11 protein-coding genes are annotated in these 14414 nt (G+C 68.8%); 6 read left to right on the top strand and 5 right to left on the bottom strand.

Annotation, left to right across the window (positions count from 1 at the left end):
- Positions 1 to 336 precede the first annotated feature (336 nt).
- The 6 genes from ABZV38_RS36110 (at position 337) to kdpA (ending at position 7073) form a co-directional block, all read left to right on the top strand.
- Positions 337 to 753: an SAV_915 family protein gene (locus ABZV38_RS36110; protein WP_356332679.1), complete on the top strand. Its 417-nt coding sequence runs from the start codon at positions 337 to 339 to the stop codon at positions 751 to 753.
- Between the two features lie 9 nt (positions 754 to 762).
- Positions 763 to 2163 (top strand): diaminopimelate decarboxylase, encoded by a 1401-nt coding sequence (gene lysA / locus ABZV38_RS36115; protein WP_356332680.1) that lies wholly within the window; start codon positions 763 to 765, stop codon positions 2161 to 2163.
- A gap of 131 nt (positions 2164 to 2294) precedes the next feature.
- Entirely contained in the window at positions 2295 to 2384 is a 90-nt protein-coding gene (gene kdpF, locus ABZV38_RS36120) for a K(+)-transporting ATPase subunit F (RefSeq protein WP_356332681.1), read from the top strand.
- An 86-nt stretch (positions 2385 to 2470) separates the two neighbouring features.
- Positions 2471 to 4558 carry a potassium-transporting ATPase subunit KdpB gene (gene kdpB, locus ABZV38_RS36125; protein ID WP_356332689.1) on the top strand — a complete coding sequence of 696 codons (2088 nt, stop codon included), beginning with the start codon at positions 2471 to 2473 and terminating at the stop codon, positions 4556 to 4558.
- A gap of 2 nt (positions 4559 to 4560) precedes the next feature.
- Positions 4561 to 5421 (top strand): potassium-transporting ATPase subunit C, encoded by an 861-nt coding sequence (locus ABZV38_RS36130; RefSeq protein WP_356332682.1) that lies wholly within the window; start codon positions 4561 to 4563, stop codon positions 5419 to 5421.
- Between the two features lie 2 nt (positions 5422 to 5423).
- Positions 5424 to 7073 (top strand): potassium-transporting ATPase subunit KdpA, encoded by a 1650-nt coding sequence (gene kdpA, locus ABZV38_RS36135; RefSeq protein ID WP_356332683.1) that lies wholly within the window; start codon positions 5424 to 5426, stop codon positions 7071 to 7073.
- Between the two features lie 31 nt (positions 7074 to 7104).
- Here kdpA and ABZV38_RS36140 read toward each other — a convergent pair whose 3' ends face one another.
- The 5 genes from ABZV38_RS36140 to kdpB (ABZV38_RS36160) form a co-directional block, all read right to left on the bottom strand.
- The gene (locus ABZV38_RS36140) at positions 7105 to 8919 is read right to left on the bottom strand and encodes an APC family permease (RefSeq protein WP_356332684.1); all 1815 of its coding nucleotides are present in this window, start codon (positions 8917 to 8919) and stop codon (positions 7105 to 7107) included.
- 173 nt (positions 8920 to 9092) lie between these two features.
- Positions 9093 to 11639, bottom strand: a complete 2547-nt coding sequence (locus ABZV38_RS36145; protein WP_356332685.1) for a sensor histidine kinase KdpD — start codon at positions 11637 to 11639, stop codon at positions 9093 to 9095.
- 78 nt (positions 11640 to 11717) lie between these two features.
- Complete coding sequence (locus ABZV38_RS36150) at positions 11718 to 12401, bottom strand: response regulator (RefSeq protein ID WP_356332686.1); 684 nt, start codon at positions 12399 to 12401, stop codon at positions 11718 to 11720.
- Positions 12402 to 12525: 124 nt separating this feature from the next.
- Complete coding sequence (locus ABZV38_RS36155; protein ID WP_356332687.1) at positions 12526 to 13194, bottom strand: potassium-transporting ATPase subunit C; 669 nt, start codon at positions 13192 to 13194, stop codon at positions 12526 to 12528.
- Between the two features lie 5 nt (positions 13195 to 13199).
- Positions 13200 to 14414: potassium-transporting ATPase subunit KdpB (kdpB, locus tag ABZV38_RS36160; protein ID WP_356332688.1), on the bottom strand; the 1215-nt coding region annotated here is incomplete at its 5' end.

Below are 14414 nucleotides of genomic sequence, written 5' to 3' on the forward strand. Positions count from 1 at the left end.
ATCGGCACGTCGAACCCAACGAGCCACATCCCGCCGAGGTACCGGCCACATCATCAGTTCATCCGAACCGGTCATGTGCGGAGGATGGGACTAGCACTTCGTCTCTGTGTATCCCATCACGCGAGCGAGGCCGCCCCTGCGGGTTCTACTCGAAGACCCTGACGTCACGCTGACCAGGATCGTCGAGCCCGTCAGCGTCGCGTTACGGGTAGTGGGCTTCGCGTCAAGCATCCGTCAGCGAGGGGGCCCACCCCCGGTTGGGCGGGGATAGCTTCACTCGAACGCCCGGCCGGTCAGACCGGGCGGCGCCAGTCGCCTTCTTCGAGGAGCAGCACCATGTCTCCAGTCGAGTTTCCTGAGGACCCCGAGCCTTCAGAACGCTTCCCGGCCGGACTTCTCTACGTCCCTGTCCGGTCGGGGCCCTCGGGCTGTACGACCCGGTTGTTCCGCACCCCCCTGGGTGGCCGCACGGCCGTCGGATTCACCTCGGCGGCGAAGCTCACCGCCACTCTGGGCACGGACCAGGCCTGCATCAGGCTCTCCGAACCCGCGCTGCGCGCTCTCGCCGCCCCCCTGGGGGTTACTGCCCTCACCGTCGACCCGCAGTTCTCCGCCCCCGCGGCCACCCATTCGGTCTCCAACGACAGCGAGCGCGCGAGCTCCTCGCGTCAATGGCATCCCCAGCACGTCGGTGCCCTGCCAGTGACTGGCGCCGCTGCTGTCGTCGCGTGTCTGAACCTGCTGATCGGCTGAGGAGTCGCCATGTCAGTGTCCGTTCCGTCGTCCCTTGCGTCCACGCTTCCGGCGTCGCTCCCGGCCTCCCTGCCCTCGGATCCCCAAGCCTTGTCCCGGATCCTCGGCGACACCGACGGGCTGTCCGTCTGGCCTCGCTCCACCCGCCCCGAGACCGACGGGCACGTCTCCGTCGGCGGGGTTTCCCTCGCCGAGGCGGCCGACCGCTTCGGCACCCCCCTCTACGTACTGGACGAACAGGAGATCCGCGAGCGCTCTCGTACGTACCGCACGGCGTTCCCCGAAGCCGACATCGTCTACGCCGCCAAGGCCTTCCTGTGCCGTGCGCTCGTGCATTGGGTGCAAGAAGAGGGCCTGGGCCTGGACGTCTGCTCCGCAGGGGAGTTGGCGCTCGCCGTCACCACCGGCTTCCCGCCTGAGAAGATCGTGATGCACGGCAACGCCAAGAGCCCCGAGGACCTGCGCACCGCCCTTCGGCTCGGTGTCGGACGCATCGTCGTGGACAGCACGTCCGAGATCGCCCGCCTCGCCGCGATCACCCCCGCCGACACCCGCCAGAAGGTCATGGTGCGGGTGGTCCCGGGCATCGCGGCCGGCGGGCACGTCAAGGTCCGCACCGGCACCGACGACCAGAAGTTCGGCCTGTCGATCACGGACGGATCCGCGCAGCACGCAGTCACCCGGATACTCAACGAGCCGCACCTGGAACTCGTCGGCCTGCACTGCCACATCGGCTCGCAGATCGCCACGGTCAAGCCGTACGTCGTAGCCGTGCGGCGCATGGTCGGCCTCATGGCCCGGATCAGGGACCAGCACGGCATCTCCCTCCCCCAGCTGAACATCGGCGGCGGCCACGCCATCGCCTACCGGCCCGGCGAGGAGAGCATGAACGTGGCCGTGCTGGCCGGGCGGGTCCGCGCCGAGCTGGAGGACGGCTGCGCCCGCACCGGGCTGCCCGTGCCCCGGCTCACCTTGGAGCCCGGCCGCGCAGTCGTCGGACCGGCCGGAGTCGCCGTCTACCGTGTGCTCGCCGTCAAGCGCACCGGCGAGCACACGTTCGTCGCCGTCGACGGCGGCATGAGCGACAACCCCCGGCCCGCGCTGTACGGCGTGCGGTACGCGCCACGGCTCATCGGTCGTCCCTCGTCGGCGCCGCCGCACCTCGTCACCGTCGTGGGCCGGCACTGCGAGGCGGGCGACGTGCTCGCCGACGACGTGGCGCTCCCGGGCGACATACGCCCCGGCGACCTCCTCGCCGTTCCGGCGGCCGGGGCCTATCACCTCTCCATGGCCTCCGGTTACAACATGGTCGGCCGACCGCCCGTAGTCGCGGTGTCCGACGGCATCGCGCGCGTGCTCGTACGCCGCGAATCGCTGGACGACATGAGCCGCAGGGACGTCGGCCTGTAGCGCCGGTCCCCTTTCCCGGCCTCCGTCGTAGCTCCCTCTCGGCGGAGGCCGCTCAGCGCACGCCACAGGTGACCCGAAACACACCGATTACCCCCTATTCGCATACCCCCATGTGTGAGGACGAGTTCTCGATGACCATCGAAAACACCGTCGGCCTGGTCGTGGCCGTCGCCCTGCTCGCCTATCTGATCCTTGCCCTGATCCAGCCGGAGAAGTTCTGATGTCCGCCCCCACCGCGGTCGAACCCGCCCCCGTCCACGACGCATCACCTCCGCACGAAGAACGGCCGCGCCGGGTCGGTGCCGGAATGCTCGATCCCAAGCAGCTGTGGCTCGCGCTCCCCCAGGCGCTCCGCAAGCTGAATCCGGTGACCCTGTTCCGCAATCCGGTCATGTTCGTCACCGAGGTCGGCGCCGCGCTCACCACCGGCATAGCGGTCGTCCACCCCAGTCTCTTCGGCTGGCTGATCACCGCCTGGCTGTGGCTGACGGTGGTCTTCGCCAACCTCGCCGAGGCCGTGGCCGAGAGCCGCGGCAAGGCGCAGGCCGACGCTTTGCGCAAGACCCGGCAGCAGACCACCGCATGGCGGCTCGCGGGCTGGGAGCCCGGCGCGGCGGAGGACTCGTACGTCGAAGAGGCCGTCGCCGCCTCCGAGCTCAGGCGCGGCGACATCGTGTCCGTACCGGCCGGGGACCTGATTCCCGGTGACGGCGACGTCATCGAGGGCGCCGCGAGCGTCGACGAGTCAGCCATAACCGGTGAATCCGCGCCGGTCATCCGCGAGTCCGGAGGCGATCGCAGCGCTGTCACCGGCGGCACCCGGGTGCTCTCCGACCACCTGGTCGTACGGATCACCCAAGAGCCCGGACAGAGCTTCCTGGACCGGATGATCGCCCTGGTCGAGGGTGCCAACCGGCAGAAGACCCCCAACGAGCTGGCGCTCAACCTGCTGCTGGTCATGCTGACCTTCGTTTTCCTGGTCGCGGTCGTGACCCTGCAGCCGATGGCGATCTTCTCCAAGGACGCGATGGCCGCCGCGCACGACACCGCGGCGTTGACCGCGGACGGTGTCACCGGCATCGTGCTGGTCTCGCTCCTGGTCTGTCTGATTCCGACGACCATCGGTGCGCTGCTCTCGGCAATCGGCATCGCGGGCATGGACCGGCTGGTGCAGAGGAACGTGCTGGCCATGTCCGGACGGGCAGTTGAGGCCGCGGGCGACGTCAACACCCTGCTGCTCGACAAGACCGGCACGATCACCTTCGGCAACCGGCGGGCGAGCGCGTTCCTGCCGGTCGGGGCCGTCTCCATGGAGCGGCTGGCGAAGGCCTCGCTCCTTTCCAGCCTGGCCGACGAGACGCCCGAGGGCCGGTCGATCGTCGAGTACGTCCACACCGAGCACCCCTCGGTCGTCGAGGACACCCGTTCCGCGAACGGCGCCGAGTGGATGCCGTTCACCGCCGCCACCCGCATGTCCGGGGTCGACCTCCCCAGCGGCCAGCGGCTACGCAAGGGTGCCGCGGCGTCGGTCGCGGCATGGGTGCGCGAGCAGGGCGGAAAGGTACCGATCGCGCTGGAGGCTACCGTGGATCATGTCTCCGCGTCCGGCGGTACGCCGCTGGCCGTGGCGGAGGTCAGGAGTGACGGCACCGCCGAGGTGCTCGGCGTCGTCCACCTCAAGGACGTCGTCAAGCCGGGCCTGCGCGAACGCTTCGACGAGCTGCGCCGCATGGGCATCCGCACGGTAATGATCACCGGTGACAACCCGGTGACAGCCCGGGCGATCGCCGAGGAGGCGGGTGTCGACGACTTCCTGGCCGAGGCGACCCCCGAGGACAAGCTGGAGCTGATCAAGCGCGAGCAGGCCGGCGGCCATCTCATCGCCATGACGGGCGACGGTACGAACGACGCCCCGGCACTCGCGCAGGCAGACGTCGGCGTGGCGATGAACACCGGTACGTCGGCCGCCAAGGAGGCCGGCAACATGGTCGACCTCGACTCCGACCCCACGAAGATCATCGAGATCGTCGAGATCGGCAAGCAACTCCTCATCACCCGGGGCGCGTTGACGACGTTTTCGATCGCCAACGACATCGCCAAGTACTTCGCGATCCTGCCCGCGATGTTCGCCGCGGTGTACCCGGGGCTCGACCGGCTCAACATCATGGACCTGCACTCGCCGCTGTCCGCGATCCTCTCCGCGGTCGTCTTCAACGCGGTGGTCATCGTGGCGCTGATCCCGCTCGCCCTGCGCGGTGTGCGCTACCGGCCTTCCTCCGCCTCCACCCTGCTCACCCGCAACCTTTGGATCTACGGACTCGGCGGCGTGATTGCCCCGTTCCTGGCCATCAAGTTCATCGACTTCGCCCTCGTCCAGTTCATCCCGGGGATCTGACCATGACACGCATCCCACACTGGCTCGCCCAGCACATCGCAGCGTTGCGGGTGGTCCTCGTGCTGACTCTGCTGACCGGCCTGGCCTACCCGCTGGCCATGGTGGCGGCAGCCCAAGTCCCAGGCCTCGACGGCGCGTCGGAGGTGACCGGCGCCGACGGCAAGCCGGCCGGATCCTCACTCATCGGCCAGTCGTTCACCGACGCCAAGGGCAACCCCGTCAAGAAGTACTTCCAGTCCCGGCCCTCCAACGCCGGTACGGGGTACGACGCCACGGCGTCCGGCGCCGGCAACCAGGGCCCCGAGTCCGTCGTCGACACCAAGGACAAGCCGAGCCTGCTCACCCTGGTGTGCGGGCGCAGCAAGGTGGTCGGCGACCTCGAAGGTGTCGACGGCTCGCGCCCGTACTGCACGGACGACGGCGTGGGTGCGGTCCTCGGCGTCTTCTACGACGGCGGTACGAGCGGACGTGCCACCCAGGCCGTCAGCCTCAACCAGGCCTGCCCGGCGAAGCCATTTCTCAGCTCCTACAAGGGAGTTCGCGTCACATGCGCGAAGGCCGGCGCGGACTACAGCCATGCTGTGACCGTCCCCGTGCGCGGCGACGCCCCGGCGAACCCTGTCGTCCCCGCCGACGCGGTCACCGCGAGCGGCAGCGGTCTCGACCCCCACATCAGCCCGGCATACGCGAAGCTTCAAGCGCCGCGCGTCGCGCGTGAGCGTGGCGCGGGCGTGACCGACGTACGCAAGCTGATCTCGAAGTACACCACCGGCCGCACGCTCGGTGTGCTCGGTGAGCCAGGCGTCAATGTCATCGAGCTGAACATCGCGCTCGACCGTACCTATCCGAAGCAGGGAGCCTGATCATGGCGGCCTGGATCCAGGCATCGATCATTCTCGCCGTGGTCGTGGGGCTGCACGTCCCGCTCGGCGACTACATGGCCCGCGTCCTGGACGGCGGGAAGCACTGGCGGGGCGAGAAGGCTCTCTACCGCGTCTGCGGCATCGACCCGGACAAGGAACAGACCTGGCGGCACTACCTCACCGCTCTGCTCGCCTTCTCCGTCATGAGCATCGCGGCGCTCTTCGCCCTCTTCACCCTTCAGGGAAAGCTGCCCTGGTCAACGGGGCACGAGGGCATGCCGTGGCGGCTCGCGCTGCACACTGCGGTCTCCTTCACTACCAACACCAGCTGGCAGAATTACGCGGGCGAGTCGACCACTGGGCATCTCGCCGTCATGGCGGGCCTGGGCGTACAGGCGTTCGCATCGGCGGCGGTCGGCATCTGCGTGGCTCTCGTCCTGGTCCGGGGTCTGGTCCGGCGGTCCACGGACGACCTCGGCAACTTCTGGGTCGACCTGCTTCGTACGATTTTCCGGATCCTGGTCCCGATGGCGGTCGTCGGCGGTCTGATCCTGATGGCCGGCGGCGTCATCCAGAGCCTCGGTGCCGGACACACCGTCACCACGGTCGCGGGTGGCAAGCAGACGATTCTCGAGGGAACGGTCGGCTCCTGGGAACCGATCAAACTGTTCACCGGCGACGGCGGCGGCGTCTTCAACGCCAACAGCGCCCACCCCTTCGAGAACCCGAGCGCCTGGACCAACGCCTTCGAGATCGTGCTCATGCTGCTCATCCCGACGGCCTGCATCCGCATGTTCGGCCGGATGATCGGCAGCCTGAAGCAGAGCTGGACCCTGCTCACCGTCGTCGGAATCCTCTTCGGCCTGCTCCTCGCCGCGGGCACGCTCGCGCAGAGCGTCCACACCGGCACGGTCACCCAGGCGGTCGGCGGACAGTACGAAGGCACCGAGACCCGCTTCGGCATCCCCGGCTCAACACTGTTCGGCGTGGGGGCCACGGGCTCTGCGGACGGCGCGGCCAACTCCTCGTACGACAGCTTCTCCAGCCTCGGTGGCGGGGTGCTGCTGTCCGCGATGATGCTCGGCGAGATCGCCCCTGGCGGAACCGGCAGTGGCCTCTACGGCCTGATCATGGTGGTCCTGGTGGCCGTCTTCATCGGCGGCCTGATGGTCGGCCGCACGCCCGAATACCTGCGCAAGCGGATCGGTTTCGGGGAGATGCGGTGGGTGGTCGTGTACGCGCTGATCGCGCCCACGGTGATCCTCGCCTGCGCGGGTATCGCGATCGCCTTCGGCGACGGCCAGACCTCGATGGGCAACCCAGGGGCGCACGGCCTGACCGAGCTCATCTACGCGTACACCAGCAACACCAACAGCAACGGCAGCGCGATGGCGGGCTTCAACGGTGCCACCGATTTCCATAACCTGCTGATGGTGTTCGCGATGCTGGCCGGCCGCTACCTCCCGATGGCATGTGTCCTGGCCCTGGCCGGACGCCTCGCCAAGCAACAGCCCGGCGTCGTCACGGTCGGCACGCTGCGCGCGCAGGGCGTCAACTTCGTCGTCCTGGCCACCGCCGCGGCCGTCATCCTGGCGCTGCTCAATTTCCTTCCGGCACTCTCCCTCGGCACCATCGCCGACGGACTGCTGTAGCCGCCCGAGTACCGGCTGAGCCTGCGATCCGTCACACGCTCAGCCGGTACGGCACGACGCACACAACGACATCGGTGCGCGCCCTCAGTGCGGCGGCCAGCAGGAGGCCGCGCTGGTTCTGCAAGATCTGGTACCGGCGGTGGAGGGGCTCCACCTCGGGGATGAGGACGGCGATCTGCCGTCCTCCCTTCGCCGCCTGCTGGACGTAGTCGACGATGGGCTGCACCAGCGAGCGCTGCGGGCTGTCGATGACGTCCAGACGTACGCCGGGATTCCAGCGGGCCCACGTCTCTTCCAGGGCACGGGCCTTGGCGGGATCACCATGCACCGCGACCGCAACGACGTCGTGGCCGAGGGCGCGGGCAGCCGACAGCGCGTGCTGGGTGAGTTTGCTGACCTCGCCGACCGGCACGATGACGAGGGAGTCGGTGTGCCGCACCGGCGGCGGGATCTCGCCGAGCCCGAGTTCCGCGCCGACCACCGTGTAGTAGCGCTGGACGCGGGCGAACAGCAGCATCAGCAGCGGAATGGCCACGACAACCACCCAGGCCCCTTCGAGGAACTTGGTGGTCAGCAGAACCAGCAATGCCACGGTGGTCAGCACCGCACCGACGCCGTTGAGCACCGCACGCCGGAGCCAGCCGGGGGGCCGCTGCGCCGCCCAGTGCCGGACGAGCCCGATCTGGCTGATGGTGAAGCCGATGAACACCCCGATCGCGAACAGCGGGATCATCCGGTGCGTGTCGGCGTTCACGGCGATGAGTAGCAGCGACGCGAGCAGGGCGAGCGCCACCACGCCCCAGCGGTACACCGGGCGTTCCGTGCGCAACCCGAAGAGATGGGGCAGTCGGTGGTCCCTGGCCAGCAGGCTCATCAGGACAGGCAGGCCGCCGAAACTCGTGTTGGCGGCGAAGAGGAGGGCCAGGGTGACAACGAGGTTGGTCGCGTAGTACGCCCAGCCCGTCCCGTACGAGCCGGCGGTCAGCTGTGCGAGGACGGTCACACCCTCGCGCGGGGCTACATGGTCGCGGCGGATCAGCACCGCGAGGCCGATCAGCATCAGCCCCAGCAGCGCGCCCAGCATCAGCTCGGTGCGCTGCGCCCGCTTGACACGCGGCGTACGGAAGGCGGGTACGCCGTTGGCGATGGCCTCCACTCCGGTCAGCGCGGAGCAGCCCGAGGAGAACGCCTTCAGCAGGAGCAGCAGTCCCAACGCCTCTGTGGCATGTACGGGTTCGGCGCTCCCGACGACCGCTGCGGGGTGGGAGCGCAGCAGCCCCAGAACGATGATGCCGAGGATGCTCACGATGAACAGCACGGTGGGCAGCATGAGCACCCGGGCGCTCTCGGCAACTCCCCGCAGATTCACAGCGGTGAGCAGGGCCAGTCCGATGAGACAGACGGCGAGCAGATGCTCACCGAACCAGGGGAAGGCGGAGGCAAGGCTGGCGGCGCCGGCAGCAAGGCTGACGGTCACGGTCAGCACATAGTCGACGACGAGGCTGGCCGCTGCGAGCAGACTGGTCCTGGAGCCGAGGTCCTTCTTCGCCACCGCGTAGGCGCCACCGCCGTCCGGATGCACGGCGATCACCTGGCCGTACGAGACCACCAGCACCGCAAGCAGCGCGGCGATGACCAGCGTCACCGGCAGCGTGGCGGTCAGCGCCCCCGTCCCGGCCGCGATCAGGACAAGCACGATCGCCTCGGGACCGTACGCGACCGAACTCAGCGCGTCCAAGGACAGCGCGGCAAGCCCCTCGAGACTGGTCAGGTGGTGCCGGTCACCTTCCCCTGGCCGCAGCGGAACTCTCGGACGCAGTTCGCGGCGGGCTAGACCGTACGCCATGGGGGACCTCGCGGTGCAGGGTGCAGCGGGATGGGGGCTGTTCGAGGCCAGTGTGGCCGGGCCACCGCGCGAGGCGCGTCAAGGACGCGCCAAGGCCTCGAGCTTCGGCAGGGAATCCCCATGCCGGGTCACCGCCGGGACCTCGCGGCTCGCACGGCCGGACCCAGGGCCGATCAGGAGGTCGCACCCGCCGGAAGGTCGGGGCGGACCGGCTGGAGGCCGGACGCGGCCGGGACGGTGAGGACCATGGTGAGTCCGCCGCCGGGGGTGTCCTCGGCGTTCAATGTGCCGCCCATGGCCTCGGCAAAGCCGCGGGCGACCGCGAGGCCGAGGCCGACGCCCGCCCCGCGGGGGGCGTCACCGTAGCGCTGGAAAGGCGCGAAGATACGTTCCTTGGCCTCGTCCGGGACACCAGGGCCGCGGTCGACCACCCGCACCTCCACCCGGTCGGCGATGGCACTGGCGGACACCAGGACCCGCTCGTCGGAGGGGCTGTATTTCACCGCGTTCTCGACGAGGTTGGCGACCGACTGCTCCAGCAGCCCGGGGTCGACAGCGACCATCGGCAGGCTCTCCGGGATCTCCAGCTCCACGCTGTCCTCGGGAACCCCGCCGAGCGCCATCGGTACCACCTCGTCGAGATCGATCTCGCGGATCAGCGGGGTGACGGTGCCGGTCTGAAGGCGGGACATGTCCAGCAGGTTGCCCACCAGGTGGTCCAGCCGGTCGGCGCCCTCCTCAATGCCCTCCAGCAGCTCCGCCTGGTCCTCCTCGGACCAGGCCACGTCGTCGGACCGCAACGAGGACACGGCGGCCTTGATCCCGGCCAGCGGGGTACGCAGATCGTGGCTGACCGCGGCCAGCAGCGCGGTGCGGATGCGGTTGCCTTCGGCCAGCGCGCGAGACTGGTCGGCCTCGGACTTCAGCCGCCGGCGGTCCAGGACCACCGCCGCCTGGGCGGCGAACGCAGCCAACACCCGCTGGTCCTCGGCCGGCAGTACCCGCCCCGACAGGGCCAGGGCCATACGGTCGCCGACCGGCATGTCCACGTCCGCGTCCTCGGGCCGCTCGACACGCGGGCGCGGCCCCACACTGCCGGCGCAGGTCCACGGGGCCACGTCGCTCTCCCGCTCCAGCAGCGCCACCGACTCCATGCCGAAGGTCTCGCGGACCCGCTCCAGCAGTGCCTCCAGGCTCGTTTCCCCACGCAGCACGCTGCCGGCCAGGAAGGACAGGATCTCCGACTCGGCACGCAGCCGCGCCGCTTGATGCGTGCGCCTGGCCGCGAGGTCCACCACGGAAGCCACCGAGACGGCAACGCCGACGAAGATCGCGATGGCAACGATGTTCTTGGGGTCGGCGATCGTCAGGGTGTGGACGGGCGGGGTGAAGAACCAGTTCAGCAGCAGGGAGCCCACCACCGCCGATGCCAGCGCCGGGTAGAGCCCGCCCAGCAGGGCCGCGGCCACCGTCAACGTCAGGAACAGCAGCATGTCGTTGGCCAGGCCGACTTCAGGCGTAACGCCGGTGAGCAGCAGAGTCGTGAGCGCCGGGCCGGCCACCCCGACCAGCCAGCCCCAGATGACCCGGGAACGACCCAGGCGCGCACTCCGGGCCACGGGCAGCCCGCGCCCCTTGCCCACCTCGTCGTGGGTGATGAGGTGGACGTCGAGGTCGGGCCCCGACTCCCGCGCGACCGTCGCGCCGACGCCCGGCCCGAAGACGTACTGCCATCCCTTGCGTCGGGACACGCCGAGGACGATCTGGGTGGCGTTGACGCCGCGGGCGAAGTCCAGGAGCGCCGTCGGTACGTCGTCCCCGATGACGTGGTGGAAGGTGCCGCCCAGTTCCTCCACGAGGGTGCGCTGGACGGTCAGTTCCTTGGGCGAGGCGTGGGTCAGTCCGTCGCTGCGGGCGATGTAGACGGCGAGCACCTCGCCACCCGCGCCCTTCTCCGCCAGCCGCACGGCACGGCGGATCAGCGTGCGGCCCTCGGGACCGCCGGTGAGGCCGACGACGATCCGCTCACGGGAGCCCCAGATCTTCGAGACCCGGTGCTCGCTGCGGTACTCGGTCAGGTATTCGTCGACCCGGTCGGCCACCCACAGCAGCGCCAGCTCGCGCAGGGCGGTCAGATTGCCCGGGCGGAAGTAGTTGGACAGGGCGGCGTCGACCTTGTCGGGCTTGTAGATGTTGCCGTGCGCCAAGCGGCGGCGCAGGGCAGGAGGTGACATGTCGACCAGCTCGATCTGCTCGGCCCGTCGTACGATCTCGTCCGGTACGGTCTCCTGCTGCCGGATGCCGGTGATGGACTCGACGACGTCGCCGAGCGATTCCAGGTGCTGAATGTTGACCGTCGAGATCACGTCGATCCCGGCGGCCAGCAGTTCCTCGACGTCCTGCCAGCGCTTGGTGTTGCGGGAGCCGGGTATGTTCGTGTGGGGCAGCTCGTCGACGAGGGCCACCTGGGGGTGCCGGGAGAGCACCGCGTCCACGTCCATCTCGGTGAAGACGGTGCCCCGGTATTCCAGCTCCTTGCGGGGGATCTGCTCCAGGCCGTGCAGCATCACCTCGGTGCGCGGGCGGTTGTGGTGCTCCACGAAGGCGACCACACAGTCGGTACCGCGCTCGACGCGGCGGTGTGCCTCGGAGAGCATCGCGTACGTCTTGCCGACGCCTGGTGCCGCACCGAGGTATATACGAAGCTTGCCGCGTGCCATCTTCTCGTCTCTTGGTCTCTACAGGCGGACGCTGTGGGGGGGTGCTAGGGGCTTGGGAACGGTCTCGAAAGCCCCATTTCAGCTCTCGAAGCGGTATCCCATGCCAGGCTCGGTGATGAGGTAGCGCGGGTGAGCGGGGTTCGTTTCCAGTTTGCGGCGCAGCTGGGCCATGTAGACGCGGAGATAGTTGGTCTTGTTGCTCTGCGAGGTGCCCCACACCTCCTGGAGCAGGTGTTTCTGCGTGATGAGACGCCCGGGGTTGGTGACCAGGATCTCCAGCAGGTGCCATTCGGTCGGGGTAAGGCGTACGTCGTGTCCGCCTCGGGTGGCCTTCTTGGCCAGCAGGTCGATGGTGAAGTCGTCCGTCGCGACGAGGACGGTTTCGGGGGTGAGCGGCGCGGTCTCCGTGCGGCGGACGGCGGCCCGCAGCCGGGCGAGCAGTTCGTCCATGGTGAACGGCTTGGTGACGTAGTCGTCGGCGCCCGCGTCGAGCGCGGCGACCTTCTCGTCGGAGGCCCGCCGGGCGGACAGCACCAGGATCGGTACGCGGGTCCAGCCGCGCAGCGTCTTGATGACGTTTACTCCATCCATGTCCGGCAAGCCCAGGTCGAGTAGGACCACATCAGGCTGGCGCGCGGCGGCGAGGCGTAGGCCGGTGGCGCCGTCGGGCGCCGGGTCCACTCCGTACTGGCGGGCCTGCAGGTTGATCACGAGGGCCCGGACGAGCTGAGGATCGTCCTCCACCACCAGTACCCGGGTCATCGGCGTGCACCTTTCCTGTTGTGCGAAGGGCCGGAGCCGGCGGAACCGGTCTCATAGTTGCGGGAGTTGCCGAATCGGGGGTGCCGCCCCGTCCGCCAACTCCCGCATGGTGTGCGTAAGGCCATCAGCTCTTCGCCACGAGGCCCTTGAGCGCGATGTTGAGTTCGAGGACGTTGACGCGGGACTCGCCGACGAAGCCGAGGGTGCGGCCGTCGGTGTGCTCGTCGACCAGCTTCTGCACCTGACCAACGGACAGGTTGTTCTTCTCGGCGATGCGGTGCACCTGGATGTCGGCGTACTCGGGGGAGATGTCCGGGTCCAGGCCGGAGCCGGAAGATGTCACCGCGTCGGCGGGGACGTCGGACGACTTGACCGTATAGCCGTTCACCGAGTTGTCCTTGATGACGGCCTTCTTGGCGGCGGTGACCCAGTCGATCAGGTCCTTGTTGTCGCCGGACCGGTTGGTCGCGCCGGACAGGATCAGCTTGTACTGGGGGTTGACGCTGTTGGCGCCGAGGCCGTTGGACGGGCGGGGCTGGAACCACTTGAGGTCCGGCTCCGGAGTCTCCTGGCCCTTCTTCAGCGGCAAGTTGTAGGACTGGCCGATCAGCGAGGAGCCGACGACCTTGCCGTTGGCATTGATCTCCGAGCCGTTCGCCTTGTCCGAGAACAGGCCCTGGGCGAGGCCGGTGACGGCGAGCGGGTAGAGCACGCCCGTCACCACGGTGAGCACAAGGAGGGCGCGCAGGCCGGCCCAGAGCAACCGGACATTGTTATTTACCGAGTTGTTCATGGCGATCAGCCGATTCCGGGGATGAGGGAGATGATCAGGTCGATGATCTTGATGCCGATGAAGGGCGCGACGAGCCCGCCGAGTCCGTAGATCCCGAGGTTGCGGCGGAGCATCTTGTCGGCGCTCACCGGCCGGTAGCGCACGCCCTTCAGGGCCAGCGGCACCAGCGCGATGATGATCAGCGCGTTGAAGATGACCGCGGAGAGGATCGCGGACTGCGGGGAGGACAGGTGCATGATGTTCAGCTTGTCCAGGCCCGGGTAGACCACCGCGAACATCGCCGGGATGATCGCGAAGTACTTCGCGACGTCGTTGGCGATCGAGAACGTCGTCAGCGCGCCCCGAGTGATGAGCAGTTGCTTGCCGATCTCGACGATCTCGATGAGCTTGGTCGGGTTGGAGTCCAGGTCCACCATGTTGCCGGCCTCCTTGGCGGCCGACGTACCCGTGTTCATCGCGACACCCACGTCCGCCTGCGCCAAGGCCGGCGCATCGTTCGTGCCGTCACCGGTCATCGCGACGAGCTTGCCACCCGCCTGCTCACGCTTGATGAGGGCCATCTTGTCCTCGGGCGTGGCCTCGGCGAGGAAGTCGTCGACCCCCGCCTCCTCGGCGATGGCCTTCGCGGTCAGCGGGTTGTCACCCGTGATCATGACGGTCTTGATGCCCATGCGGCGCAGCTCGTCGAACCGCTCCCGCATGCCCTCCTTGACGACGTCCTTGAGGTGGATGACACCCAGCACGCGAGCGCCGTCCGCGTCTTCGACGGCTACGAGCAGCGGGGTTCCGCCCGCCTCGGAGATCCGGTTGGCAAGGGTATCGGCGTCCTCGGACACCTCTCCGCCCTGCTCCTGGACCCAGGCGATGACCGAACCGGCAGCACCCTTGCGGATCTTGCGCCCGTCGACGTCCACACCCGACATACGGGTCTGGGCGGTGAAGGCGATCCACTCGGCCCCGACGAGCTCGCCCTGGTGGCGCTCGCGCAGCCCGTACTTCCCCTTCGCCAGTACGACGATGGAGCGACCCTCGGGCGTCTCGTCAGCCAGCGAGGACAGTTGGGCGGCATCGGCCACTTCAGCCTCGGTGGTGCCGGTGACCGGCACGAACTCGGTGGCCTGGCGATTGCCGAGGGTGATGGTGCCGGTCTTGTCGAGCAGCAGCGTCGACACATCGCCCGCGGCCTCGACGGCGCGTCCCGACATGGCCAGCACATTGCG

Source organism: Streptomyces sp. NPDC005181 (assembly GCF_040608395.1).
Lineage (GTDB): Bacteria > Actinomycetota > Actinomycetes > Streptomycetales > Streptomycetaceae > Streptomyces.

Excerpts from the sequence above, each read along its gene's own strand:
- kdpF (WP_356332681.1), top strand. The coding sequence starts at position 2,295 with ATGACCATCGAAAACACCGTCGGCCTGGTCGTGGCCGTCGCCCTGCTC.
- ABZV38_RS36130 (WP_356332682.1), top strand. The coding sequence starts at position 4,561 with ATGACACGCATCCCACACTGGCTCGCCCAGCACATCGCAGCGTTGCGG.
- ABZV38_RS36140 (WP_356332684.1), bottom strand. The coding sequence starts at position 8,919 with ATGGCGTACGGTCTAGCCCGCCGCGAACTGCGTCCGAGAGTTCCGCTG.
- ABZV38_RS36145 (WP_356332685.1), bottom strand. The coding sequence starts at position 11,639 with ATGGCACGCGGCAAGCTTCGTATATACCTCGGTGCGGCACCAGGCGTC.
- kdpB (WP_356332689.1), top strand. The coding sequence starts at position 2,471 with ATGCTCGATCCCAAGCAGCTGTGGCTCGCGCTCCCCCAGGCGCTCCGC.
- ABZV38_RS36110 (WP_356332679.1), top strand. The coding sequence starts at position 337 with ATGTCTCCAGTCGAGTTTCCTGAGGACCCCGAGCCTTCAGAACGCTTC.
- kdpA (WP_356332683.1), top strand. The coding sequence starts at position 5,424 with ATGGCGGCCTGGATCCAGGCATCGATCATTCTCGCCGTGGTCGTGGGG.
- lysA (WP_356332680.1), top strand. The coding sequence starts at position 763 with ATGTCAGTGTCCGTTCCGTCGTCCCTTGCGTCCACGCTTCCGGCGTCG.
- ABZV38_RS36150 (WP_356332686.1), bottom strand. The coding sequence starts at position 12,401 with ATGACCCGGGTACTGGTGGTGGAGGACGATCCTCAGCTCGTCCGGGCC.
- ABZV38_RS36155 (WP_356332687.1), bottom strand. The coding sequence starts at position 13,194 with ATGAACAACTCGGTAAATAACAATGTCCGGTTGCTCTGGGCCGGCCTG.